The organism is Chitinibacter sp. GC72 (genome assembly GCF_009760905.1).
In the GTDB taxonomy this organism is placed as follows: Bacteria; Pseudomonadota; Gammaproteobacteria; order Burkholderiales; family Chitinibacteraceae; genus Chitinibacter.
This window is the reverse complement of sequence record NZ_VIRW01000026.1, coordinates 13455-37598: the sequence shown is the minus strand read 5'-3', so window position 1 is coordinate 37598 and position 24144 is coordinate 13455. Positions and strand designations below refer to the sequence as shown.

The 24144-nt window shown below is 47.3% G+C and carries 39 protein-coding genes; 30 read left to right on the top strand and 9 right to left on the bottom strand.

Features of this window, described 5'->3' with window-relative positions; translation table 11 throughout:
* From tuf to FLS37_RS15185, 30 genes are all read left to right on the top strand, one after another.
* Positions 1-1126: elongation factor Tu (gene tuf, locus FLS37_RS15330; protein WP_157670845.1), on the top strand; the 1126-nt coding region annotated here is incomplete at its 5' end.
* Between the two features lie 12 nt (positions 1127-1138).
* On the top strand, positions 1139-1450 hold the full coding sequence (gene rpsJ / locus FLS37_RS15325; protein ID WP_157670844.1) for a 30S ribosomal protein S10: 312 nt from the start codon (positions 1139-1141) through the stop codon (positions 1448-1450).
* A gap of 141 nt (positions 1451-1591) precedes the next feature.
* Entirely contained in the window at positions 1592-2236 is a 645-nt protein-coding gene (gene rplC / locus FLS37_RS15320; protein WP_157670843.1) for a 50S ribosomal protein L3, read from the top strand.
* Positions 2236-2856 carry a 50S ribosomal protein L4 gene (gene rplD, locus FLS37_RS15315; protein WP_157670842.1) on the top strand — a complete coding sequence of 207 codons (621 nt, stop codon included), beginning with the start codon at positions 2236-2238 and terminating at the stop codon, positions 2854-2856. The genes rplC and rplD overlap by 1 nt, the downstream gene beginning before the upstream one ends.
* Entirely contained in the window at positions 2856-3158 is a 303-nt protein-coding gene (rplW, locus tag FLS37_RS15310; RefSeq protein ID WP_198314672.1) for a 50S ribosomal protein L23, read from the top strand. The genes rplD and rplW overlap by 1 nt, the downstream gene beginning before the upstream one ends.
* A gap of 12 nt (positions 3159-3170) precedes the next feature.
* Complete coding sequence (rplB, locus tag FLS37_RS15305; RefSeq protein WP_157670840.1) at positions 3171-4004, top strand: 50S ribosomal protein L2; 834 nt, start codon at positions 3171-3173, stop codon at positions 4002-4004.
* A gap of 6 nt (positions 4005-4010) precedes the next feature.
* A complete protein-coding gene (gene rpsS / locus FLS37_RS15300; RefSeq protein ID WP_157670839.1) occupies positions 4011-4286 on the top strand; it encodes a 30S ribosomal protein S19 in 276 nt (91 codons plus the stop codon).
* 9 nt (positions 4287-4295) lie between these two features.
* The gene (rplV, locus tag FLS37_RS15295; RefSeq protein ID WP_157670838.1) at positions 4296-4625 is read left to right on the top strand and encodes a 50S ribosomal protein L22; all 330 of its coding nucleotides are present in this window, start codon (positions 4296-4298) and stop codon (positions 4623-4625) included.
* Between the two features lie 10 nt (positions 4626-4635).
* On the top strand, positions 4636-5340 hold the full coding sequence (gene rpsC, locus FLS37_RS15290; protein ID WP_157670837.1) for a 30S ribosomal protein S3: 705 nt from the start codon (positions 4636-4638) through the stop codon (positions 5338-5340).
* A complete protein-coding gene (gene rplP / locus FLS37_RS15285) occupies positions 5324-5740 on the top strand; it encodes a 50S ribosomal protein L16 (protein WP_157670836.1) in 417 nt (138 codons plus the stop codon). The genes rpsC and rplP overlap by 17 nt, the downstream gene beginning before the upstream one ends.
* Positions 5740-5928: a 50S ribosomal protein L29 gene (gene rpmC, locus FLS37_RS15280; protein ID WP_157670849.1), complete on the top strand. Its 189-nt coding sequence runs from the start codon at positions 5740-5742 to the stop codon at positions 5926-5928. Before rplP ends, rpmC begins: the two co-directional genes overlap by 1 nt.
* A 1-nt stretch (position 5929) precedes the next feature.
* Positions 5930-6193 (top strand): 30S ribosomal protein S17, encoded by a 264-nt coding sequence (gene rpsQ, locus FLS37_RS15275; RefSeq protein ID WP_157670835.1) that lies wholly within the window; start codon positions 5930-5932, stop codon positions 6191-6193.
* A gap of 199 nt (positions 6194-6392) precedes the next feature.
* Positions 6393-6761 (top strand): 50S ribosomal protein L14, encoded by a 369-nt coding sequence (rplN, locus tag FLS37_RS15270; RefSeq protein WP_157670834.1) that lies wholly within the window; start codon positions 6393-6395, stop codon positions 6759-6761.
* 12 nt (positions 6762-6773) lie between these two features.
* A complete protein-coding gene (gene rplX, locus FLS37_RS15265; protein WP_157670833.1) occupies positions 6774-7094 on the top strand; it encodes a 50S ribosomal protein L24 in 321 nt (106 codons plus the stop codon).
* Positions 7095-7105: 11 nt separating this feature from the next.
* Complete coding sequence (rplE, locus tag FLS37_RS15260; RefSeq protein ID WP_157670832.1) at positions 7106-7645, top strand: 50S ribosomal protein L5; 540 nt, start codon at positions 7106-7108, stop codon at positions 7643-7645.
* A gap of 7 nt (positions 7646-7652) precedes the next feature.
* Complete coding sequence (gene rpsN, locus FLS37_RS15255) at positions 7653-7958, top strand: 30S ribosomal protein S14 (RefSeq protein ID WP_157670831.1); 306 nt, start codon at positions 7653-7655, stop codon at positions 7956-7958.
* Positions 7959-7973: 15 nt separating this feature from the next.
* Positions 7974-8366, top strand: coding sequence for a 30S ribosomal protein S8 (rpsH, locus tag FLS37_RS15250; RefSeq protein ID WP_157670830.1), 393 nt, complete (start codon positions 7974-7976; stop codon positions 8364-8366).
* Positions 8367-8378: 12 nt separating this feature from the next.
* The gene (rplF, locus tag FLS37_RS15245) at positions 8379-8912 is read left to right on the top strand and encodes a 50S ribosomal protein L6 (protein ID WP_157670829.1); all 534 of its coding nucleotides are present in this window, start codon (positions 8379-8381) and stop codon (positions 8910-8912) included.
* Between the two features lie 13 nt (positions 8913-8925).
* The gene (rplR, locus tag FLS37_RS15240) at positions 8926-9279 is read left to right on the top strand and encodes a 50S ribosomal protein L18 (RefSeq protein WP_157670828.1); all 354 of its coding nucleotides are present in this window, start codon (positions 8926-8928) and stop codon (positions 9277-9279) included.
* 14 nt (positions 9280-9293) lie between these two features.
* Complete coding sequence (gene rpsE, locus FLS37_RS15235) at positions 9294-9809, top strand: 30S ribosomal protein S5 (RefSeq protein ID WP_157670827.1); 516 nt, start codon at positions 9294-9296, stop codon at positions 9807-9809.
* Complete coding sequence (gene rpmD, locus FLS37_RS15230) at positions 9806-9991, top strand: 50S ribosomal protein L30 (RefSeq protein ID WP_157670825.1); 186 nt, start codon at positions 9806-9808, stop codon at positions 9989-9991. The genes rpsE and rpmD overlap by 4 nt, the downstream gene beginning before the upstream one ends.
* A 1-nt stretch (position 9992) precedes the next feature.
* A complete protein-coding gene (gene rplO / locus FLS37_RS15225) occupies positions 9993-10427 on the top strand; it encodes a 50S ribosomal protein L15 (RefSeq protein WP_157670823.1) in 435 nt (144 codons plus the stop codon).
* Between the two features lie 25 nt (positions 10428-10452).
* Positions 10453-11760 (top strand): preprotein translocase subunit SecY, encoded by a 1308-nt coding sequence (gene secY / locus FLS37_RS15220; protein ID WP_157670822.1) that lies wholly within the window; start codon positions 10453-10455, stop codon positions 11758-11760.
* Between the two features lie 255 nt (positions 11761-12015).
* Entirely contained in the window at positions 12016-12129 is a 114-nt protein-coding gene (gene rpmJ / locus FLS37_RS15215) for a 50S ribosomal protein L36 (RefSeq protein WP_018748524.1), read from the top strand.
* Between the two features lie 58 nt (positions 12130-12187).
* A complete protein-coding gene (rpsM, locus tag FLS37_RS15210; RefSeq protein ID WP_157670821.1) occupies positions 12188-12550 on the top strand; it encodes a 30S ribosomal protein S13 in 363 nt (120 codons plus the stop codon).
* Between the two features lie 15 nt (positions 12551-12565).
* Complete coding sequence (gene rpsK, locus FLS37_RS15205) at positions 12566-12958, top strand: 30S ribosomal protein S11 (RefSeq protein ID WP_028448413.1); 393 nt, start codon at positions 12566-12568, stop codon at positions 12956-12958.
* A gap of 14 nt (positions 12959-12972) precedes the next feature.
* Positions 12973-13596, top strand: coding sequence for a 30S ribosomal protein S4 (gene rpsD / locus FLS37_RS15200; RefSeq protein WP_157670820.1), 624 nt, complete (start codon positions 12973-12975; stop codon positions 13594-13596).
* Positions 13597-13629: 33 nt separating this feature from the next.
* Positions 13630-14613 (top strand): DNA-directed RNA polymerase subunit alpha, encoded by a 984-nt coding sequence (locus FLS37_RS15195; protein WP_157670819.1) that lies wholly within the window; start codon positions 13630-13632, stop codon positions 14611-14613.
* Between the two features lie 26 nt (positions 14614-14639).
* The gene (rplQ, locus tag FLS37_RS15190) at positions 14640-15020 is read left to right on the top strand and encodes a 50S ribosomal protein L17 (RefSeq protein ID WP_157670818.1); all 381 of its coding nucleotides are present in this window, start codon (positions 14640-14642) and stop codon (positions 15018-15020) included.
* Between the two features lie 81 nt (positions 15021-15101).
* A complete protein-coding gene (locus tag FLS37_RS15185) occupies positions 15102-15920 on the top strand; it encodes a symmetrical bis(5'-nucleosyl)-tetraphosphatase (protein ID WP_157670817.1) in 819 nt (272 codons plus the stop codon).
* On the opposite strand, the gene FLS37_RS15180 is transcribed toward FLS37_RS15185, so the two are convergent.
* The 9 genes from FLS37_RS15180 to FLS37_RS15140 all read right to left on the bottom strand — a co-directional run bounded on the left by FLS37_RS15180 (position 15844) and on the right by FLS37_RS15140 (position 24136).
* Complete coding sequence (locus tag FLS37_RS15180; protein ID WP_157670816.1) at positions 15844-16656, bottom strand: 1-acyl-sn-glycerol-3-phosphate acyltransferase; 813 nt, start codon at positions 16654-16656, stop codon at positions 15844-15846. The genes FLS37_RS15185 and FLS37_RS15180 overlap by 77 nt on opposite strands.
* 54 nt (positions 16657-16710) lie before the next feature.
* Positions 16711-17460, bottom strand: coding sequence for a GNAT family N-acetyltransferase (locus FLS37_RS15175; protein ID WP_157670815.1), 750 nt, complete (start codon positions 17458-17460; stop codon positions 16711-16713).
* Between the two features lie 236 nt (positions 17461-17696).
* Entirely contained in the window at positions 17697-17903 is a 207-nt protein-coding gene (locus tag FLS37_RS15170; RefSeq protein ID WP_157670814.1) for a DNA gyrase inhibitor YacG, read from the bottom strand.
* Positions 17900-18658, bottom strand: coding sequence for a cell division protein ZapD (gene zapD / locus FLS37_RS15165; RefSeq protein ID WP_157670813.1), 759 nt, complete (start codon positions 18656-18658; stop codon positions 17900-17902). Before zapD ends, FLS37_RS15170 begins: the two co-directional genes overlap by 4 nt.
* 35 nt (positions 18659-18693) lie before the next feature.
* On the bottom strand, positions 18694-19299 hold the full coding sequence (gene coaE, locus FLS37_RS15160) for a dephospho-CoA kinase (RefSeq protein WP_157670812.1): 606 nt from the start codon (positions 19297-19299) through the stop codon (positions 18694-18696).
* A 1-nt stretch (position 19300) separates the two neighbouring features.
* Positions 19301-20155 (bottom strand): A24 family peptidase, encoded by an 855-nt coding sequence (locus FLS37_RS15155; RefSeq protein WP_157670811.1) that lies wholly within the window; start codon positions 20153-20155, stop codon positions 19301-19303.
* A complete protein-coding gene (locus FLS37_RS15150) occupies positions 20155-21378 on the bottom strand; it encodes a type II secretion system F family protein (RefSeq protein ID WP_157670810.1) in 1224 nt (407 codons plus the stop codon). Before FLS37_RS15150 ends, FLS37_RS15155 begins: the two co-directional genes overlap by 1 nt.
* A gap of 13 nt (positions 21379-21391) precedes the next feature.
* A complete protein-coding gene (gene pilB, locus FLS37_RS15145) occupies positions 21392-23098 on the bottom strand; it encodes a type IV-A pilus assembly ATPase PilB (RefSeq protein ID WP_157670809.1) in 1707 nt (568 codons plus the stop codon).
* Between the two features lie 231 nt (positions 23099-23329).
* Positions 23330-24136 carry an inner membrane protein YpjD gene (locus FLS37_RS15140; protein WP_157670808.1) on the bottom strand — a complete coding sequence of 269 codons (807 nt, stop codon included), beginning with the start codon at positions 24134-24136 and terminating at the stop codon, positions 23330-23332.
* Positions 24137-24144 lie beyond the last annotated feature (8 nt).

The window sequence follows — 24144 nt, the reverse complement described above, 5'->3', positions numbered from 1 at the left end:
CCACGGTAAAACAACCCTGACTGCTGCGATCACGACTGTGTTGACTCGCAAGTTCGGTGGTGAAGCTAAAGACTACTCACAGATCGACAGCGCACCAGAAGAAAAAGCACGTGGTATCACTATTAATACTGCGCACGTTGAGTACGAAACCGAAACTCGCCACTACGCTCACGTAGATTGCCCAGGTCACGCGGATTATGTAAAAAACATGATTACCGGTGCGGCTCAGATGGATGGCGCGGTGTTGGTAGTTTCTGCTGCTGATGGTCCTATGCCACAAACTCGCGAGCACATCCTGTTGTCTCGTCAGGTCGGTGTTCCATACATTATCGTATTCATGAACAAAGCTGACCTGGTTGACGACGCTGAGTTGCTCGAGTTGGTTGAAATGGAAGTTCGTGACCTGTTGTCTAAATATGACTTCCCGGGTGATGACACGCCAATCATTACTGGTTCTGCTCGTGCAGCGCTGGAAGGTGATCAAGGCGAATACGGCGAGCCAGCAATTTTCCGCTTGGCTGAAGCTCTGGATACGTACATTCCTCTGCCAGAGCGTGCAGTTGACGGTACATTCCTGATGCCAGTTGAGGACGTGTTCTCTATTTCTGGTCGTGGTACTGTAGTAACTGGTCGTGTAGAGCGCGGTATCGTTAAAGTGGGTGAAGAGATCGAGATCGTTGGTATTGTTCCAACTATCAAGACGACTTGTACTGGTGTTGAGATGTTCCGTAAATTGCTGGACCAAGGTCAAGCTGGTGACAACATTGGTGCGTTGTTGCGTGGTACTAAGCGTGAAGACGTTCAGCGTGGTCAAGTATTGGCTAAGCCAGGTTCAATCACGCCGCATACTAAATTCACGTCAGAAATCTACGTTCTGTCGAAAGAAGAAGGTGGCCGTCACACGCCATTCTTCAGTAACTACCGTCCACAGTTCTACTTCCGTACAACGGACGTGACTGGCGCGATCGCGCTGCCAGAAGGTACTGAAATGGTAATGCCAGGCGATAACGTATCTATCACTGTAACGTTGATCTGCCCGATCGCGATGGAGCAAGGTCTGCGCTTTGCGATTCGTGAAGGTGGTCGTACGGTGGGTGCTGGTGTTGTTGCTAAAGTTCTTGAATAATAGGGATTCATTATGCAAAACCAAAAAATCCGTATTCGTTTGAAAGCTTTCGACTATTCTTTGATCGATCGTTCTGCTCAAGAAATCGTTGAAACTGCAAAACGTACTGGTGCGGTTGTTAAGGGGCCGGTTCCTTTGCCAACTAAAATTGAGCGTTTTGACATTTTGCGCTCTCCGCACGTGTACAAAACTTCGCGTGATCAATTCGAGATTCGTACGCATTTGCGCATGATGGATATTGTTGATCCAACGGATAAAACTGTTGATGCGTTGATGAAGCTTGATCTGCCAGCTGGCGTAGATGTAGAAATAAAACTAAACTAATTTTTGCAGGCTAAGTGCTTGCGGCTAAAAGAAATTATGTGTTAGTATCGCGGACTTGCCATTTCGTAATGGCAAGTCCGTTTTATTTTTTAATGGTCATAGCCAGTCAATCGTAACTGGCCCTTGATAAAGGGAATAACTATGAGCTTAGGTCTTGTAGGTCGCAAAGTCGGCATGACTCGCGTCTTCGCAGAGGATGGTTTGTCTATCCCTGTGACGGTGCTTGATATGGCTGCAAATCGCGTCACGCAAATCAAAACGCAGGAAGTGGATGGCTATTCGGCTGTCCAAGTTACTTTCGGCGCTAAAAAAGCTAGTCGCGTAAATAAAGCAGAGGCAGGTCATTTTGCTGCTGCAGGTGTAGAAGCTGGTGAGGCTCTTGTTGAGTTTCGTCTGTCTGCAGATAAAATCGCTGGTCTAAAAGCTGGTGATGCACTTTCTGTTGAGCTGTTTAGTGTTGGTCAAATTGTTGACGTTACTGGTACTACCCAAGGTAAGGGTTTTACAGGCGTTATCAAGCGCCATCACTTCAGTTCCAATCGTGAGTCGCATGGTAACTCGGTATCGCACCGCTCTGCTGGTTCTATTGGTATGGCGCAAGATCCTGGTCGCGTATTTCCTGGTAAGCGTATGGCTGGTCAGCATGGTAATGCCAAACGTACTGTGCAAAATCTTGAAATCGTTCGCGTTGATGCTGAGCGTCAATTGCTGCTGGTTAAAGGTGGCGTGCCAGGTTCTAAGGGCAATCAAGTTATCGTTCGTCCGGGCGTGAAGGTGGGTGCGTAATGGAACTTAAATCTGTTAATCTCAAAGGCGAGGCTCAGGCAGCTGTAGCTGGCTCGGATTCTTTGTTTGGCCGTGAATTCAACGAAGCACTTGTTCATCAGGTGGTTACTGCATACTTCGCTAATGCGCGTAGTGGTAATCGGGCCCAGAAAGATCGTACTGAAGTAAAGCACACTACGAAAAAACCTTGGCGTCAAAAAGGTACTGGTCGTGCTCGTGCCGGTATGTCTTCTTCGCCTTTGTGGCGTGGTGGTGGTAAGGCGTTCCCGAATAGCCCTGACGAGAACTTTTCTCAAAAAGTTAACCGAAAAATGTACCGCGCTGGTATTGCTACAATTTTGTCGCAATTGGTGCGTGAGGATCGTTTGATTGTGGTTGATTCTTTTGTACTTGAAGCGCCGAAAACCAAAGCATTCGCCCAGAAGTTGGCTGAGATGCAATTGGATAGCGTGCTGATCGTGACCAAAGAATTGGATGAGAACTTGTACCTTGCTTCGCGTAATTTGCCGCACGTTCTCGTGCTTGAACCTGCGCAAGCTGATCCAGTTAGTCTAGTGCGTTTCAAGAAGGTGGTCTTGACTCGTGAGGCTCTTCAGGCGTTTGAGGAGATGTTCGCATGATCAAATTCGCAGAAAATCGCCTGCTGCAAGTGATTTTGGCTCCTGTTGTGTCTGAGAAAAGCACAATGTTGGCTGAAAAATCAGAGCAGGTTGTATTTCGCGTATCTACTGATGCCACCAAGGCTGAAATTAAAGCTGCGGTTGAACTGTTGTTTAAGGTAAAAGTAGATGCAGTAACAACAATTAACGTAAAGGGCAAGTCTAAACGTTTCGGCCGCACAGCTGGTCGCCGTAAAGACTGGAAGAAAGCCTACGTTAGCTTGGTTGCCGGTCAGGAAATTGACTTGGCTGCTGCGCAATAAGGAGACTGAGAAATGGCTTTGGTTAAAGTAAAACCGACATCACCAGGTCGCCGCGCGGTTGTTAAAGTTGTTAGTCCTGACCTCCACAAGGGTGCGCCATATGCTCCTTTGTTGGTGAAAAAGTCTAAAACAGGCGGCCGTAATAATAATGGTCATATCACTACCCGTCATATCGGTGGTGGTCATAAGCAGCACTATCGTTTGATTGATTTCCGTCGCAATAAAGATGGAATCGTGGCAAAGGTAGAGCGTATTGAGTACGACCCAAACCGTACTGCTAACATTGCTTTGCTATGTTATGCCGATGGTGAGCGTGCTTACGTGATTGCCCCTAAGGGCTTGGTTGCAGGCATGACTGTAGTGTCTGGCTCCGATGCCCCGATTAAAGTGGGTAATGCGCTGCCAATCCGTAACATTCCAGTGGGTTCAACAATCCATTGCATCGAGTTGCAGCCAGGTAAAGGTGCTCAGCTTGCACGTTCTGCTGGTACAAGTGTTCAGTTGCTGGCTCGTGAAGGTGCGTACGCACAATTGCGTTTGCGCTCTGGCGAAATCCGTAAAGTTCACGTTGATTGCCGTGCAACTATCGGTGAAGTAGGCAATGGCGAGCATAGCTTGCGCTCATACGGTAAAGCGGGTGCAAAACGCTGGTTGGGTATTCGTCCAACAGTTCGTGGTACTGCTATGAACCCTGTTGATCACCCACACGGTGGTGGTGAAGGTCGTACAGGCGAAGGTCGCGTACCAGTTAGTCCGTGGGGTCAACCTACTAAGGGCTATCGTACTCGTCGTAACAAGCGTACGGACAATATGATTGTACGTCGTCGCTTCGCGAACAAGGGGTAATGCAACATGGCACGTTCCGTGAAAAAAGGTCCATTCGTTGACCTGCACTTGCTAAAGAAAGTCGAAACAACACGTGCTAACAACGATAAGCGTCCAGTGAAAACTTGGTCGCGTCGTTCTACTATCTTGCCAGATTTCGTTGGCTTGACAATTGCTGTGCATAACGGCAAGCAGCACATTCCTGTGTATGTGAATGAAAACATGGTTGGCCATAAGTTGGGTGAGTTCGCGCTGACCCGTACTTTTAAAGGTCATGCCGCGGACAAAAAATCCAAGCGATAAGGTGAAGAAATGCAAGTATCTGCTGTACTAAGCAACACTCGCCTCTCAGCTCAGAAAGCGCGTCTTGTCGCAGACCTCGTTCGTGGCAAGCCCGTAGAGCAGGCGCTGAATATTCTGGCCTTCTGCCCTAAAAAGGGTGCAGTTTTGATTAAGAAGGTTCTTGAGTCGGCTATCGCCAATGCCGAGCACAATGAAGGTGCCGATATCGACACACTCAAAGTGAAAACGATTTATGTGGACAAAGGTCCTTCTTTGAAACGTTTTTCTGCGCGCGCAAAAGGCCGTGGTAATCGTATCGAGAAGCAAACTTGCCACATTACTCTCACTGTTGGCGATTAAGGAGCGACTCATGGGTCAGAAAATTCATCCAACAGGTTTTCGTTTGCCTGTAACAAAAAATTGGTCGTCACGCTGGTACGCTAACAGCACCAATTTCGCCAAGATGTTGAATGAAGACATCGAAGTGCGTGAGTTTTTGAAGAAAAAACTTGCGGGTGCAGCTGTTAGTCGTGTAGTTATTGAGCGCCCAGCTAAGAACGCTAAAGTTACTATTTACTCTGCCCGTCCTGGCGTGGTGATTGGTAAAAAAGGCGAAGATATTGAGCAATTGAAATCTCAATTGCAAAAAATCTTGAATGTACCAGTTCATGTAAATATCGAAGAAGTTCGCAAGCCAGAAATCGATGCGCAGATCATTGCTGATAGCATTACTTCTCAGCTTGAGAAGCGTGTGATGTTCCGTCGTGCCATGAAGCGTGCAATGCAAAATGCGATGCGTCTTGGTGCTCAAGGTATCAAGATCATGTCTTCAGGTCGTTTGAATGGTATCGAGATTGCGCGTACTGAATGGTATCGTGAGGGCCGTGTGCCATTGCATACTCTGCGTGCTGATATCGATTACGCCACTTCAGAGGCTAAGACTACCTACGGTATTATCGGTGTAAAAGTTTGGGTTTATAAGGGTGATGTTAAGCCAGGTGAGAAATCTGCTGCTGAGCCTGTAGAGACTCAGAAGAAACCACGTAAGGGGCCACGCAATGCTGCAGCCAACTAGACTTAAATTCCGTAAGGTCCAAAAGGGCCGCAATACCGGTATCGCTACTCGCGGTAACACAGTTGCATTCGGCGAATTCGGTCTGAAGGCAACTAGCCGTGGTCGTTTGACTGCTCGTCAGATTGAATCAGCTCGTCGTGCAATTACTCGCTACATCAAACGTGGCGGTCGTGTTTGGATTCGTGTATTTCCTGATAAGCCAATTTCGACTAAGCCAGCTGAAGTTCGTATGGGTGGGGGTAAGGGTTCTCCTGACTACTACGTGGCTGAAATTCAGCCCGGTAAAGTTTTGTATGAATTGAATGGTGTATCAGCAGAGATTGCTCGTGAAGCTTTCCGTTTGGCTTCCGCTAAGCTGCCTTTTGCTGTGACCATGGTTTCTCGCCAAGTGGGGCAATGATGAAAGCGACTGAACTGCAACAGAAATCCGTTGAAGAGCTGAAAGGCGAATTGACGGCGCTGCTGAAAGCCAAGTTTAGCCTTCGCATGCAGCATGCGACCGGCCAATTGGCAAATACCAGCGAACTCAAGCGCGTGCGTAAAGATATTGCGCGTGTTCTTACCGTTCTCACTCAGAAGGCTGCCTAATATGAGCGAAGCTAAACTCAAGCGTACGCTGACTGGTCGAGTGGTTAGCAATAAGATGGATAAGACGGTTACTGTATTGGTTGAGCGTTTGGTTAAACATCCGCTTTACGGCAAGATGGTGCGTCAATCTAAAAAATACCATGCTCACGATGAATCAAATCAATACGCTGAAGGCGATGTTGTGACGATTGAAGAGTGCCGTCCACTGTCTAAGACTAAATCTTGGGCTGTAACGGGCTTGGTAGAAAAAGCACGCGTTATTTGATATATATAAAGTAACGTATTTGCTTGCGCGGGCATTCTATTTTGTGTAGAATGCCCGTTTTCCTTGCGTGTCATGCTGTTGTGGTGTGGTGCGCTGTTTTCCCATCGGGATCCAAAACTGGCCACTCTTGGCTCGGTTCATCCGGGCACCTGGTTGAACCAGGCTAATTTAGGTGGATTAAGTTGGAGGTTTGTTATAAATGATTCAAATGCAATCAAAGCTAGAGGTTGCTGATAACACTGGTGCGCGTTCTGTTATGTGCATTAAGGTGTTGGGTGGCTCTAAGCGTCGTTATGCATCTGTTGGTGACATCATCAAGGTGAGTATCAAAGATGCAGCCCCACGCGGTCGTGTGAAGAAGGGTGACGTATACAATGCGGTAGTTGTACGTACTGCAAAAGGCGTTCGTCGTGCTGATGGTGCGTTGATTAAGTTCGACGGCAATGCTGCGGTTCTTCTTAATGCAAAACTTGAGCCTATTGGCACTCGTATCTTCGGGCCAGTGACGCGTGAATTGCGTACTGAGCGCTTCATGAAGATTGTGTCACTTGCGCCAGAAGTTTTATAAGAGGATTCCAGTATGAATAAGATTCGCAAAGGCGATGAAGTTGTAGTTCTGGCTGGTAAAGATAAAGGTAAGCGCGGCACTGTTGTGCGCGCATTGCCTGCCACTGATCGTGTTGTGGTTGAGGGTGTTAATGTGGTTAAGAAACACCAAAAGCCTAATCCAATGCGTGGTATTCAAGGTGGTATCGTTGAGCTGACTATGCCAGTTCACGTGTCTAACGTTGCTATTTTCAATGCTTCGACAGGAAAGGCGGATCGTGTTGGCTTCAAGGTTCTTGAAGACGGCAAAAAGGTTCGTGTATTCAAGTCTAGCGGCGAAGTTGTCGGCGCCTAAGGGGAATTACAATGGCTCGTTTTCAAGAAGTATATGAAAGCAAGATCGTTCCTGAATTGGTAAAACAATTTGGCTACAAATCAGCTATGCAAGTGCCACGTATTGAAAAAATTACAATCAATATGGGCGTTGGCGAAGCAGTTGCAGATAAGAAAGTAATGGAATTTGCTGTTGGTGATATGCAAAAAATCGCAGGTCAAAAGCCAGTAGTAACTAAGTCAAAGAAATCGATCGCAGGCTTCAAAATTCGTGATGGTTACCCTGTTGGTTGTAAGGTAACTTTGCGCCGTGAGCGTATGTACGAATTCTTGGATCGTTTGGTAACGATCGCGCTTCCGCGTGTACGTGACTTCCGTGGTGTTGGTGGTAAATCGTTTGATGGCCGCGGTAATTTCAACATGGGTGTTAAAGAGCAGATCATCTTCCCGGAAATTGAGTACGACAAGATTGATGCTTTGCGTGGCATGAACATTACCATTACGACTACGGCTAAGACTGATGAGGAAGCGCGTGCTTTGCTCGCGGCCTTTAAGTTTCCGTTCAAGAATTGAGGCGATCATGGCAAAACTTGCACTGATTAATCGTGAAGCTAAACGTGTTGCAGCAGTTGCTAAATATGCAGCAAAGCGTGAAAAGCTTTTGGTCATTATTAATGATCAAAATGCGAGTGAGGAAGATCAATTCCAGGCTCGTTTGAAACTCCAGCAGTTGCCACGTAATTCATCTCCTGTACGCTTGCACAATCGTTGCAAATTGACAGGTCGTTCACGTGGTGTGTACCGTAAGTTTGGTCTTGGCCGTAGCAAGTTGCGTGATCTCGCCTTTAAAGGCGAAATCCCGGGTCTTGTTAAAGCAAGCTGGTAATAGGAGAGAAATAACATGGCAATGCATGATCCTATCGCCGATATGCTGACTCGTATTCGCAATGCACAGCGTGCTGATAAAGCCTCGGTAGTAATGCCATCTTCAAAGTTGAAGGTTGCAATTGCAAAAGTATTGCACGATGAAGGTTATGTTGAATCGTTTGTTGTGAGCGGTGATGTTAAACCCGTTCTAACAATCGAGTTGAAGTACTACGCTGGCCGCCCAGTTATTGAGCGCCTTGACCGTATTTCAAAGCCTGGGTTGCGTGATTATCGCAGCACTGGCGACATCCCAAGTGTGATGAATGGTCTTGGCGTGGCAATTTTGTCCACTTCCAAGGGTGTGATGACCGACCGCAAAGCGCGCGCCAATGGTATTGGTGGCGAGTTGCTGTGCATCGTTGCTTGATGAGGTGTCACAATGTCTCGCGTAGCTAAAAATCCGGTTGTAATTCCTGCTGGTGTTGAGGTAATACTCGCTGCTGGTAAAATTGAAGTCAAAGGTCCGCAAGGTACTTTGTCTCACCCTGTAGTTGCCGACGTTGCTGTTGAGGTGAAAGACGGTTCTGTCGTTTTTGCTGCAAACGGCAATAGCAAGTTTGCTCGTTCAATGTCTGGTACATTGCGTGCACTTGTTAACAATATGGTCGCAGGTGTTAATAAAGGCTTTGAGCGTAAGCTGACTCTGGTTGGTGTTGGTTATCGTGCTCAAGCCCAAGGCGATGTGCTGAATCTGTCATTGGGTTTTTCCCATCCAGTTGCACATCAAATGCCCGCAGGTATCAAGTGTGAGACTCCATCTCAGACCGAAATCCTGTTGAAGGGTGCCGATAAACAACTTCTTGGTCAAGTTGCAGCCGAAATTCGCGCATACCGTTCTCCAGAGCCATATAAAGGCAAGGGTGTTCGCTATGCTGATGAAGTGGTTGTTATCAAAGAAACCAAGAAGAAGTAATCGAGGCTGAATTATGGATAAGAATCAAAGCAGACTTCGTCGTGCACGTAAAACCCGTGCCAAAATTGCGGAGCTCAAGGTCGTGCGTTTGTCTGTGCATCGTACCAATAGCCATATTTACGCTCAGATCATTGATGAGACTGGCAGTAAAGTATTGGCTTCAGCTAATACACTTGAAGCTGCGCTACGTTCGGAAGTTAAGAACGGTGGCAATGTGGCAAGTGCAGTAGCTGTTGGTAAGCTGATTGCTGAAAAGGCAAAGGCTGCAGGTGTACAAAACGTAGCTTTCGATCGCTCAGGTTTCCAATACCACGGCCGTGTTAAAGCACTGGCCGATGCGGCTCGTGAAGCTGGCCTCGTCTTCTAATTGGAGTTCAAATAATGGCTAAGAACGAAATGGAAGATCGTCAGGACGGCCTTCGGGAGAAGATGGTAAGCGTAAATCGCGTTACCAAAGTCGTTAAAGGCGGTCGTATCCTTGGTTTTGCTGCTCTTACTGTCGTTGGTGACGGTGATGGTAGTGTTGGTATGGGTAAAGGCAAGTCAAAAGAAGTGCCTGTAGCCGTACAGAAAGCGATGGAAGAAGCTCGTCGCAAAATGGTTAAGGTTAGTTTGCGCAACGGTACTGTGCAGCACACGGTTTTTGGTAAGCACGGTGCTACAACTGTGTTTATGCAACCAGCTCCAGAAGGTACTGGCATCATTGCTGGCGGTCCAATGCGTGCTGTTTTTGAAGTAATGGGCATTCATAACATTACGGCAAAATGTCATGGTTCAACTAACCCATACAATATCGTGCGTGCAACTTTAGATGGTTTGTCTAAATTGCATACGCCAGCTGAAATTGCTGCTAAGCGTGGCAAGTCAGTTGAAGAGATTCTTGGGGGTGCGCAATGAGCGACGTTAAAACAATTAAGGTGACTTTGGTAAAAAGCCTAATTGGTCGTCTTGAGTCACATAAAGCCTGCGCACGCGGTTTAGGTCTTCGTAAAACCAACAGTTCTGCTGTAGTTATCGATACGCCTGAAAATCGTGGCATGGTTAACAAGATTAGCTACTTGCTGAAAGTCGAGGGTTAAGATGGAACTGAATACTTTAACTCCAGGCGTTGGCGCTAAGCACTCTAGCAAACGTGTTGGTCGTGGTATTGGCTCTGGCCTTGGCAAGACTTGTGGCCGTGGGCATAAAGGTCAGAAATCACGCGCAGGCGGTTTTCATAAGGTTGGCTTCGAAGGCGGTCAAATGCCTTTGCAGCGTCGTTTACCTAAGCGTGGCTTCAAGTCTTTGGCTCAGGGTAAAAACGCTGAAGTGACCCTTTCTGAGTTGCAAGCTTTGCCAATCGTTGAGATTGATATGCTGAGTTTGATTCAGGCTGGTTTGATTTCTCAGCATTCTATTAGCTGCAAAGTAGTTTTGTCTGGTACGCTTGAAAAGGCTGTAACACTGAAGGGTGTTCTTGCTACTAAAGGTGCTAAGGCTGCTATTGAAGCTGCCGGTGGCTCTGTTGGTGAGTAATTATTGTTAAAGGTTAAGGCAGAACGTGGCAAATCCCGCATTGGCTGGTTCAGCAAGTAAATTTGCTGATCTGAAGAAACGTATTTGGTTTGTAGTGGGTGCATTGATTGTTTATCGCATCGGTGCTCACATTCCAGTTCCTGGTATTAATCCTGTCGAATTGGCAAATCTGTTCCAGTCTTCGCAGACAGGCCTTCTGAATATGTTCAACATGTTCTCTGGTGGTGCTTTGTCACGCTTTACCGTCTTTGCGATTGGTATCATGCCGTATATTTCGGCGTCGATTATCATTCAGCTTGCTGGTGAAGTTCTGCCTAATCTTAAGCAATTGAAAAGAGAAGGTGAGGCCGGTCGGCGCAAATTAACGCAATACACGCGTTACTTTACTGTCCTCCTGGCTACTGCTCAGAGTTTTGGTATTGCTCTGATGCTTTTCCGGCAGCCAAATTTGGTTGTAATGGATCAAAGTTTATTTGTTGCAGTAACGATGGTTTCTCTCGTTACTGGGACCATGTTTTTGATGTGGCTTGGTGAGCAGATTACCGAGCGTGGTATTGGTAATGGTATTTCTATCATTATCTGTGCGGGTATTGCCTCTGGTGTGCCTACCGCTATTGGTCAGACGCTCAGTTTGACTAGTCAGGGTGCGTTGCCAATTCTGCTTGTACTGTTTCTTTTTGTTGGTGTGATTCTTTTGACTGCTGCGGTTGTTTTTGTGGAGCGTGGTCAACGTAAAGTCCCCATTCAGTACGCAAAGCGACAGGTTGGCAATCGCTTGATGCAGGCACAAAGCTCTCATTTGCCTTTGAAGCTAAATATGGCTGGTGTTATTCCTCCTATCTTTGCTTCTTCTATCATTCTATTTCCTGCTACCGTGTTGTCGTGGACTGGGAATAGCGAACACTTTTCTTGGCTGAAATCCATCGGTGATAAATTGCATCCCGGTCAGCCTTTGTATGTTCTTTGCTACGCCGCCGCAATCATCTTCTTCTGTTATTTTTATACTGCTTTGGTTTTCAATCCGCGTGAAACTGCAGAAAATTTGAAGAAGAGTGGTGCGATGGTTCCTGGTTATCGGCCTGGCGATCACACGGCTAAATATATTGAAAAACTGATTATGAAGTTAACTCTAATCGGTGCAATCTATATCTCATTTGTTTGTTTGATTCCCGAGTTTTTAATTTTGAAATGGAATGTTCCGTTCTATTTTGGCGGCACTTCTCTTTTGATTCTGGTTGTTGTGACGATGGATTTTATGGCACAAATGCAGTCATACGTTCTATCGCATCAATATGATAGTTTGCTGAAAAAAGCCAACTTCAAGGGGTCGTAGTCTATAGCTTGGTTTCAGGCCTCAGATCTACGTTCAAATCTTCGGAAAAGATCTTATGCGTAAGATCTTTTCTTTTAACTGACGTGCGGTTGCTGTTTTTGTTTTCTTGTTGAAGCTTTATGTGTTATATTCGTGGGCTTTACTGGAATTCGGGTGCTCTGGTTGTTTTGGTGCAGTCTGCAAAAACAGTAGTCGCAACGTATTCCGGTCAATTTTTGTTGGCTGGGATTTTACTTTGTTCTCAAAGGATAGACCATGAGAGTTCAAGCATCGGTCAAGAAAATCTGCCGTAACTGCAAAATTATTCGTCGCAACCGTGTTGTGCGCGTAATTTGTACTGACCCACGGCACAAGCAGCGTCAAGGCTGATTGAGTCAATCGGCTATTGGTGTTAAAATCCACCACTTTTTAACCTGGGGTAAGAAGTATGGCCCGTATTGCTGGGGTTAACATACCTAATCATCAGCATACTGTGATCGGTCTTCAGGCTATTTACGGTATTGGACAAACTCGCGCTAAAGCGATTTGTGCCATTACTGCAATTGAGCCTAGCAAGAAAGTAAAAGATCTCAGTGATGTTGAACTTGAAAAACTACGTGACGAAGTAGGCAAATTCACTATTGAAGGTGATCTGCGTCGTGAGGTAACTATGAGCATCAAGCGTCTTATGGATCTTGGCTGCTATCGTGGTTTCCGTCACCGCAAAGGCCTGCCAGTTCGCGGTCAGCGTACCAAGACAAATGCGCGTACTCGCAAGGGTCCACGTAAGTCTATCGCTGGCAAGAAGTAATTAAGGACATAAATTATGGCTAAAGCAAACACAGCTCGTGTACGTAAGAAAGTCAAAAAGAGCGTGTCGGAAGGGATCGTGCACGTTCACGCTTCTTTCAACAACACGATCATTACCATCACCGATCGCCAAGGCAATGCTTTATCTTGGGCTACCTCGGGCGGTGCTGGTTTCAAGGGCTCTCGTAAAAGTACACCTTTTGCTGCACAGGTTGCAGCAGAAGCGGCTGGTAAAGTTGCCCAAGAATATGGTGTTAAAAACCTAGAAGTACGCATCAAGGGTCCGGGCCCTGGTCGTGAATCTTCAGTGCGTGCTCTGAACGCGCTGGGCTTCAAGATCACCAGTATCTCGGATGTGACGCCTGTTCCGCACAACGGCTGCCGTCCTGCGAAAAAGCGTCGTATCTAATTCTGGAGTAAGAAATGGCTCGTTATATTGGACCCAAGTGCAAACTTGCACGCCGCGAAGGCACGGATCTGTTCTTGAAAAGCGCACGTCGTTCGCTCGACAGCAAGTGCAAGCTGGAACAAGCCCCAGGCCAGCATGGCGCTAAAAAGAATACGCGTCTGTCGGATTACGGCGTTCACTTGCGTGAAAAGCAAAAAATCCGTCGCATTTACGGCGTTTTGGAACGTCAGTTCCGTCGTTATTTTGAAGAAGCTGCTCGTCGCAAAGGTTCAACTGGTGAAAACCTGTTGAAACTGCTTGAGTCGCGTCTGGATAACGTTGTATATCGCATGGGATACGGTTCTACTCGTTCCGAATCTCGTCAACTCGTTTCCCACAAGGCAATCACTGTCAATGGCAACGTTGTGAACATTCCTTCTTTCCAAGTGAAAGCGGGTGATGTTGTTGCAGTACGTGAAAAAGCTAAGAAGCAAGTACGTATTCAGGAAGCTTTGAGCTTGGCTGAAGGCATTGGCTTCCCAAGCTGGGTACAGGTTGATTCTAAAAAAATGGAAGGTGTGTTTAAAAACATGCCAGAGCGTTCAGATCTGTCTAGCGATATCAATGAATCGTTAGTTGTTGAATTCTACTCCAAGTAATAACCTGAACCGGTTGGCAAGGGATACTGACTTATGCAAATCAATGCAAACGAGTTGCTCAAACCGCGCATCATCGATGTGCAAGCTCTGGCTCAAGCTCACGCGAAAGTCGTTATGGAGCCGTTTGAGCGCGGTTATGGCCATACTCTCGGTAATGCACTGCGCCGAATTTTATTGTCTTCAATGGTGGGTTTTGCGCCGACTGAAGTCAAAATTGATGGTGTTGTGCACGAATATTCCGCGTTGGATGGCGTGCAGGAAGACGTTGTCGATATCCTGTTAAACCTCAAAGGCGTTGTGCTGAAGCTGCATGGTCGGGACTCTGTCACGCTTACTCTCTCCAAAGAGGGTGAGGGTGTCGTCAAGGCTTCCGACATTCAGTTGCCACATGATGTTGAGGTAATTAATCCGGATCATGTGATTGCACATCTGTCTGCTGGCGGTAAGTTGAGTATGGATATTACCGTGGAAAAAGGTCGTGGCTATCAGCCTGGCCCTTCACGTGTAAACAAGGAAGAAGGTCGTTCCATTGGGACGATCATTCTGGACGCTTCGTTCAGCCCGATTATCCGTGTTAGCTACCAAGTAGAAAGTGCTCGTGTAGAACAGCGCACTGATCTTGATCGCTTGATTATCGATATTGAAACCAATGGTGTGATTGAGCCTGATGAAGCAGTTCGTCAAGCCGCACGCATGTTGATCGACCAGCTTGGTGTTTTTGCCGATCTGGAAGGTACGCAAGAAGAGAAAGTGGTTGAGCCACAAGTAACAATTGATCCTATCCTGCTTCGTCCGGTAGATGATCTTGAGTTGACTGTTCGCTCTGCTAACTGTCTGAAAGCGGAAAACATTTACTATATCGGTGACCTGATTCAACGTACCGAGACTGAGTTGCTTAAAGCACCAAATCTGGGTCGTAAATCACTCAATGAGATCAAGGAAGTGCTTGCTTCGAAAGGGCTTAGCCTTGGCATGCGCCTTGAAAACTGGCCTCCAGCTGGCTTGGATAAGCCTTAAGCTGGTACTAGCAAAGGAATTGACAAATGCGTCATCGTCTTTCTAATCGTAAATTAAATCGTACGACAAGTCATCGTCTTGCGATGCTTCGTAACTTGGCGAATGCCTTGTTGAAGCATGAAGTAATTAAAACTACTCTGCCAAAAGCGAAAGAACTTCGCCGTGTAGCGGAACCACTGATCACTTTGGGTAAAAAACCATCATTGGCTAATCGCCGTCTGGCCTTTTCTCGTACACGTGATCGTGATATCGTAGTTAAGTTGTTTGACGTTTTGGGACCACGCTACTCTGCCCGCAATGGCGGTTATTTGCGTATTCTGAAATGCGGCTTCCGTGTCGGTGACAATGCGCCAATGGCATACGTTGAGCTCGTTGATCGTCCAGAAGAAGTTGAAGCAGCAGAGTAATTTGTTGCTAGAAATAAAAAACCGGCCTTTGGTCGGTTTTTTTTTGCCTGGCATTTTGGGTTAAGCACAAGGTGAGAACTGATGGCGAAGTATGTGGTGGGTGATATTCAGGGCTGTATGGATGAATTTATGGCGTTGTTGGAATGCATACAATTCAAGCCCGGAATAGATCGTTTGATATTACTGGGTGACCTTGTTAACCGCGGGCCTGCTTCGCTGGCAGTATTACGCTGGGTTTATCAGCACCGCAGTAATGTTGATATTGTCTTGGGCAATCATGATCTCTTTTTGCTTGCGGTATGGTTGGGTTTTGCGAGTGCAAAGTCAGGCGATACCGTAGCTGAAATTCTGCAGGCAAGTGACGCCGAGCTTTTACTCGAATGGTTGATTCAGCAGCCGCTGATGCGTATTGTCGATGGTTTTTCAATTGTACATGCTGGCGTTTATCCAGGCTGGAGTCAGCAGCAAGCCTTTCGGTTAGCTAATGAAGCGCGTGAGCGCTACGCAGGTAAGGACCGCGTGCACTGGTTTGCTGTCATGTTTGGCAATAAACCAAATCAATGGCAAGAGACACTCACGGCTGAAGAGTCTTTCCGCTTTACGGTGAATGCATTTACCCGCATGCGCTTTTGCGCTCAGGGCAAGCTGGATTTCAAATTCAAAGGAGAGCTTGATTCCGCGCCAGAGTATTTGCACCCTTGGTTTGAGTCAGGTTTGAATTGCTTTGATGCGCCGATTATTTTTGGGCATTGGTCTGCCTTAGGGTTGAAGCAGACAGCAAACTACACCTGCCTTGATGCGGGTTGCATCTGGGGGGGCGCACTTACTGCGTTGCGGCTGGAAGATCGGCAGATATTTGCTGTTGAGGCGGCACACGCTTATCAGCAAGTTGGCGCATGAAATTTTGGTGCGCGTAGTTTAGGGCAGTTTGCACTTGTGTGCTAAGTTGTGCGCGATTTTGTCCGTCGGTACGAATGGTATCGAGAAAATGCACATGAACACTGATGCCGTCGGCTTTAAGTAAAGCTGCCAAGGATTGCCCGAAGCTGATGTCATCAACATAGGCGGCTTCCTGACAATGTGCGCCACAGGTCTTGCGGTAGTTGATATAAATAGGCTGGATCAGGCCTTGGCTTTCAACTATCGATTGCAGTAAAGAAGTTTTCAGCGGCTTTATCTCTACGCCATTGCTAGTGGTTCCTTCCGGAAAAAAGGTAATACACTCCCCTTGCTTAAGTGACTGAGTAATCGAGTCGTTGATGCGCTTGGTGTCTTTGATCTTTTCGCGGTTAATGAAAAAAGTTCCGGCTCCTTTACAGAGAGAGCCAACGACAGGCCAATGCGCTACGTCGGCTTTGGCGATAAACCGCGAGTTGAAGATGGCATTTAAAGCAAAAATATCAAACCATGAAATGTGATTGGCTAAACACATCTGATTTTTTGGAGTTAGTTCTGGTCTGGGTCCGCTACTGATAATTTGAATATTCAGGATATTTGCAAGTTCCCCTGACCATCTTCTGGTGATTTCTGCCTTTTGCTGGGGTGTTTTTCTAGGGAAGGCAAAGCGAATCAGGCATAAGCCAATGCTAATGTGTGCTGTTAGCTGTAGAGCGCGTTGAATGCTACGCAATGACATAGGCCTGATTCCATTCAAAATATATCCCAATTTTACCTAGTTTTTCCTGCCAAATCAGCGCTTAAAATGACTTGCATAGCGCTTATTGATGCATTGCGTTGGCAAGAGCATCAAAAAGTCAGCCGTGTTGAAGTCCGGGTCCCACGCAGGCTCGCCGCACACCATGGCACCGGCACGCAAATAGCCTTTGATGAGCGCAGGGGTGGCAATATCGAGTTTGGTGTCGAACGAGGTCATTGGCAGTGGGCAGCGGGGAAAAACGCGCCATTCTATTGGAGCCATCGATTCAGTGGCCATTTTACGGTACAGGCTAGCCGCCGTATGACCGCCATCGCTGAGTGGTACCGAGGCACACCCCATCATGTATTGATAATTGTGACGCAGCATATATTGCGTTAAAGCCGCCCACAGCATCGCAATCGTGCCACCATTGCGGTATTGGGGGTGCACGCAGGTACGTCCCAGCTCAACCAGCTGGGTGCGGATGTGCTGCAGGCGTGTTAAATCAAATTCAGTGTCCGAATAGTAACTGCCTACTTTGCGCGCCTGATGCGGGGGCAAGATACGATAGGTGCCGATGACTTCGCCCGTCTGTTCATCTTGTGCAATCAAGTGGTCGCAATATGCATCAAACAAGTCCTGATCGATGCCGGGTTCTTTGGTATTCAGTCGTGCCTGCATTTCTTCGGCGAAAACACGATAACGGAGTGCTTGCGCAGCACGAACCTGATCGTTGTTATTGGCCAGTGTCACTGTGATGGATTTATTATCGCGTTGCTTGTAATGATGGTGGTCAAGCTGCATTGATGTGTCCTCCAGATGAGTGACCACAAGTTACTTGTGCAGTGTGACGATGCGATTAATTTGCTGTGATGAAAAGATTTCAGTCGCCGACAGGCGGACAGCAATTAATGAGCTGACTGATAGAGCGCAGCGATGCTTGTTGTTTGAGGGGGTATTGCTCTGTAGGCAATCCTGATTGAGCGTTCTGGTTAAATACTAAGCTGGGTATCTGTGGTGAAGTATGAAGTGAAGCGCAGTTACTGCAGCAAGCTGCCATCATCAGCGCAGGTAGGGCTTTGACTATTGTCTGGAATACGATACGACTCGCTAGCCCATTCACCCAAATCGATCAATTTGCAACGCTCCGAGCAGAATGGACGGAATGCGTTTTGCGGTGAATAGGGTGAGAGTTGACCACAAGTTGGACACTTTACTTCTGGTGCCTTTGGGTTGTTGGTGCTCATAGATTGCAATAGCTAAGGGTAAAATCCAGGTCGCTTTCGATCACTTTGGCGCGTTCGCCACTTGTTGATGGCACAATGAAGCGGATATTGATCGCATAGCGGTTGGCGGAGAGCTCCGGTACCGCCGGCATATCATCAGGCAGAGTGACCTTGAGCATTTGCACTACTTTGCCGCCGGACATTTGCTGGAAGCAACCTTGCTTGGCGGTGTAGTGACTGCTTTTGGCTGAGTCGCGTAATAATTTAAGGACAATGTCTAGCCCGTGCTTGATCGGCAGTAGTGGGGTCAGCCAGCGCTCTAGGTCTGCGCGCCGTCGCTCGGGAGACTGTTTGCGCCAATAATGGTATGACGGCAAGTCAAATTCACACACGCCACCAGGGATAGAAACCCGCTGTTTAATGGCCATTAACCATTCATTTTCACGCAGATATTGACCAAACTTACCGGTCATTTCCAGTAAGCGTGTGTGCGTGCTTTCAATTTCATTTAACACCAGATCAAGCGCATCTTCCGAAATATGCGGGTTGTTGCGCAGCCCGACCAAAGTCTGGCGTTGCCGCTCCAGTTCTTGTAGCAAATCGGATTTGAGATCAGCCCGGCTCGCCACTTCCATGATTTCAAAAATACCCAGCAAGGCCATGTGATGATCAAGCGCTTCTTCACGATTGACCAGCTTCGAAGTTCGAATATAAAGCTCCTCCAGGCGCAATAAAGTCCGGATACGCTCATTAATTGGAAATTCATAGCTAATCACAATGCAAGGCCTAGTCAAGAAATCATTATGTGGCGCTAATTGCGCACTGGGTGCAAAAGACGCAGTTGCTGATCAATGTGATCAACCTGCTTGCTGAGTGTGCCTAATGTCCGGTCATTGTAAATCAAGAAGTCAGCTTCTTGTCGGCGTTGTGCATCAGAGTATTGATTATTTATGATTGCTACAACGCTTTCGCGCGCCAAACCACTGCGTTGCATTACCCGATTGATGCGCAATTCTTCTGCGGATTCAATCGCAATGATGTTGCTGCAGAGCGCTTTAAATTCAGGCTTCTCCAGTAGTAATGGCACCATCAGGATAGTGTATGCCGCTCCAGCGTTGGCCTGAATCTGGCTTTTGCATTGTGCAATAATACGGGTGTGAAAAATCTGCTCAAGTTCATGGCGGAGTAATTCGTGCTGGTGAATTTCTTCACGCAGCCAGCGACGATTCAGATTGCCATCTGCCCCGAGGCTATTTGTGCCAAAGACGCTGACAATCGCCTCTTTCACTTCTACCAAATCGCTCAACTGATGGGCAATCAGATCGGCGTCAATAATCGGAATCTGGTGTGCCGTGAAGTACTCTGCGACGGTACTTTTTCCTGAGCCTATACCACCCGTTAGACCTACGACTCGCATCTCAGAGCCCGTACAGCGCCTGACTTAAATCCTGTCCCCAGATCAGCGCCAGAAGCCCCGCAATGCCAAGGTAGGGGCCAAATGGCATGGGTTTATTCCAGCCGCGTTTGGTACCGGCAATCATAACCAGACCGATGACTGCACCACTTAAAGAGGACAGTAAAATGATCGCGGGCAGCATAGCTGCGCCTAGCCATGCGCCAAGGGCGGCCAATAGCTTAAAGTCGCCATAGCCCATGCCCTCTTTACCTGTTGCCAGCTTGAATAGCCAGTATATGCTCCAAAGGCTCATGTAGCCTGCGACTGCGCCATATACCGCGCTGGGTAAAGTGGTATAGACGCCTTGGGTATTGAATAAAATGCCTAGCCATACCAGTGGTAATGTAATGCTGTCTGGCAGTAGGCAAGTGTCGGCATCAATCAAAATCAAGGCAATCAATGCCCAAGCAAATAATAATGCTCCGAGTAGTGCCAGGCCATATCCAAAATGCCAAGCCAGACCCATGGATATCAGACAGGTGCTCAGTTCTACCAGTGGGTACCTTATGCTGATTGAGGCTTTGCAATTACTGCACTTGCCCCCAAGTATCAGCCAACTAATGACCGGGATATTTTCCAAGGCACTAATCTGGTGCTGACATTTGGGGCAGGCCGATCTTGGCGTCGCTAGATTATAAGTCTCATCCCAGCTTGGTTCTGCAGTATTTTTTATAAAACTGTGGCACTCAGCACGAAATTCCCGTTCCATCATAATTGGGAGTCTGTGTATCACGACATTTAAAAAACTGCCAACAAATAAACCAATTATGCCTGTAAAAACCAATAGGCCAATTTCTGTTTGTAAAAATTCTATCATTAGCTCACCGCTGCGCCCATTTTGAAAATTGGCAGATACATTGCCACTACCAGACCACCAATCAGTGTTCCCAGAACCACCATGATCACTGGCTCCATCAAGCTAGATAGTGCCTCAACAGCATTGTCGACTTCTTCCTCAAAATAATCGGCAACTTTGCTCAGCATGGAGTCAAGAGAGCCGGACTCTTCACCAATCGACGTCATTTGCATCACCATATTTGGAAATACATTAGCGTTCTGCATTGCCATAGTTAAGCTTGTCCCTGTGCTTACCTCGGACTGAATTCTTTGTGTGGCTAGTTTGTAGACAATATTGCCTGATGCACCGCCAACCGATTCTAGTGATTCCACCAGCGGTACGCCGGCCGCAAACATTGTTGCAAGGGTTCGAGTCCAGCGAGCAATCGTCGCATTACGGACAATTTCACCAAATATTGGTAATTTGAGTAATAGGCGATCCATGAAGAACTGAATCTTCTCAGACTTTTTCCAGAGTTGCAGAAATACGTAAATGCCGCCAAAAATACCACCGAAGATAATGTACCAATATGCAACAAAAAAGTCAGAAATGGCCATTACAAATAAGGTGGGGCCTGGCAGATCGGCGCCAAAGCTTGAGAAGAGTTCTTTGAACGCAGGGATTACAAAAATCATAATGACAGCAGTAATGACGAAAGCCGCAACGATAACTGCGGTTGGGTAAAACATCGCTGATTTGATTTTCTTTTTTACGGCCAGAATTTTTTCTTTATATGTTGCCAGACGAGCTAGCAGTGCATCCAGAATACCGGCTTGCTCGCCAGCTTGTACCAAATTACAGTAAAGAGTGTCGAACTGATTAGGGTGTCTACGAAATGCCTGAGTTAGAGAAGAACCAGTTTCAATATCGGTTTTAATCTCCATCAATAACTTAGTTACCGAAGGATTGCTGTGTCCTTTTGCGACAATATCAAATGCTGTTAGCAAAGGAACGCCCGATTTAAGCATGGTCGCTAATTGTCGGGTAAACATGGCAATGTCCAGTTCAGTAATTTTTCGTCCAGCACCAAGGCGTACTTTTTTGATGCTGGTGACGTTGATCCCTTGCCTGCGTAGTGTGCTTTTGACTACGCTCTCACCACTGGCTCGCATTTCGCCTTTGACGATCTTGTTGGTGCGATCTTTTCCTTCCCAGCGAAAGGTGAAGTCTTTGACGTTGGGTGTTTTTGTTTTAGTTGCCATGTTCTACCCCTAGCTAGACATTGGTGACGGCCATAACTTCTTCGAGTGAAGTGAGGCCTTGTTTGACTTTACGTAATCCGGCTTCGCGCAGGCTAAGAACACCTTCGCGCCGAGCTTGGTCGGCGATATCGATCGCATTACCATGGTTCATGATTAGCCGGTTAATTTCATCGGTAATTGGCATGACTTGATAAATGCCTACCCGTCCTTTGTAGCCTGTTCCCTTGCAAATATCACATCCTGTCGGGCCGTATGCTTGCCAAGATCCGTCGAGATCCTCTTGGTGAAATCCAGCGTCAAGCAAGGCTTGCGCTGGTATATCGACATGTTTTTTGCAGCTGCATAGACGCCGTGCCAAACGCTGAGCGGTGATTAAAATCACCGAGGATGCAATATTGAATGGCTGGATGCCCATATTGAGCATACGGGTCAGTGTCGTTGGGGCATCATTGGTATGTAGTGTCGAGAACACCATGTGACCCGTTTGTGCGGCTTTAATGGCGATATCGGCAGTTTCTAGGTCACGAATTTCGCCGACCATGATGATGTCCGGATCTTGGCGCAAGAAGGCTTTTAGTGCTGCTGAAAAGGTGAGCCCTGCCTTATCGTTGACATTGACCTGATTAATTCCAGGTAAGTTGATCTCGCAGGGATCTTCTGCTGTTGCGATATTGATGTCAGGCTTATTGAGCAAATTCAGGCAGGTATATAGCGAAACAGTCTTTCCTGAGCCTGTTGGGCCTGTCACTAGCACCATGCCATAAGGACGCTGGATTGCATCTAGGATAATGGCTTTCTGATCGGGATCGTAGCCAAGAGCATCAATCCCTAGCGTGGCAGAAGACGGATCCAAAATCCGCATTACAATCTTCTCGCCATGCATCGTGGGGAGTGTCGAGACCCGAAAATCAATCGCGCGTGATTTGGATAGAACCAGTTTCATCCTGCCATCTTGTGGTACGCGCTTTTCCGAAATATCGAGTTTGGAAATAACTTTAATGCGTGATGAAATTTTTTCTTTGATTGCCAGAGGAGGCTGGGCAATTTCGCGCAAGACACCGTCTACCCGGTAGCGAATCCGGTAAAACTTTTCATATGGCTCAAAGTGAATATCGGATGCCCCGCCGTTAATGGCGTCCATCAATATTTTTTGTAGGTACTTAACGACAGGCGCGTCATCAATATCCTGCCCCATTTGCGTTTCTGCTGCCGTGGGCTCCTGTTCGCCGCCCTCCAATGCCAGGTCCGCTTCATCAATGACCATATCTTTCAGGTTGGCACCGGTTGCTTCAATTGTTTTATTGAGCAAAACGATCAATTTATTGTCTTCGACAATAATCGGTTCGACTTGGGAATTGGTTTGAAAGCGAACTTTTTCGACGGCTTCTAAATTGGTAATGTCAGAGAGGCCGATAAATAGCTTGGTACCACGTTTGAAAAGCGGAACAAGGCGTTGCGCGCGCATGACGTTATTGTCGAGTACGCCCTGTGGCAGGTAACTTGAGTCGATGCGGTCAAGGTCAAGCAAGGGGTAGCCAAAAGTTTGTGCCGAAAACTCGGCAACTTCTCTGGCGGTGAGTTTTTTGCTTTGCGTCAGTTGTTCGATGAAAGTGGTTTTGTTGCTACTGGCGGCTGATTGCAGTGCTTCAGCATCCGTCTCGCTTAGACGTCCGTGCTGGACCAATAAACGGGCAAGGCCGGAAATTTGCGGGGTGCTCATAACAAAAAAATCACTCCAGTTGGTCAAATGACAGCATAAGACGCCAAATGTTTTTGGTCTATGAGTCGCGTCATATCAATATAGTGTCCTTGTCTAGTCTAGCAGATGCTGCTGGAAGTCGCGGTATTGGTGTGTGGATTTGCGGGTGATGTGTTGCTTGTTGTACTGTCTGTTCACACGGACGGGGGTGCTATAGCGTGGTTGGATTGTAGGTGTGCAGTGTATCTTGCTCTAAGTCTTTGTAAGTATGGCTTCTATGACTATACGTGACCCGATGTAGCCCAGGAATAGAATCCCAAACGCTGCGATTGTCCAGTTTGCAGCAAAGCGTCCGCGCCAGCCTTTTACATGGTGTCCTGCTAAAAGGATGGCAAAAAGTAGCCATGAAATCGCGGCAAATAACGTTTTGTGTGAGAGCTGGGCAATCACGCCATGTGATTGCAAGGTGAGGTATCCCCCGGCAATAAATGCGAGAGTTAGTAGCGTGAAGCCGCTGGCGATGGTGCCAAACAACAGTCTTTCCAGTGTTAACAAGGGCGGTAGATTACGTACAAGCAGTTTTTTCGCGTGATGGTGCAGGGTGTTGTCCGTCATCCGCATCAAGACTGCAATTCCGGCCGCAATAAAAAGCAGGCTTTGTGCCAGCATTGCAAAGATGAAATGGGCTCGCGACAGGCTTGATTGCGCGTAGGTAATCGGATGTCCGGCAGGAAGTATGATCGAGAGTAGCAAAAAAGCTGATGCGAAGGCAAAAACCGGGGGTTCGAGTCCGTCCAGTTTCCATTTGATCTGACCTAGGCAATAAATTGCCAGTGAGAGCCAAGCCGTCAATGAGAGTGCTTCTGCCGCACCGAAATAGGGTGGGATCTGGATGGCATTGTGTGCAATCAGGGTGCCGTGTGCGCCCAGTGCCACCGCCAAAAGGAAGTGATCCAGTTTTGCCGGAAGTGCGCGTTTGCCCGCGAGCCGAGTTTGGCAAAAATGCCAGCCGAGTAGCAGGTAAATAAATAAAGAAAGCGGCGCAAGCGGAGTCAGCACGGCAATTG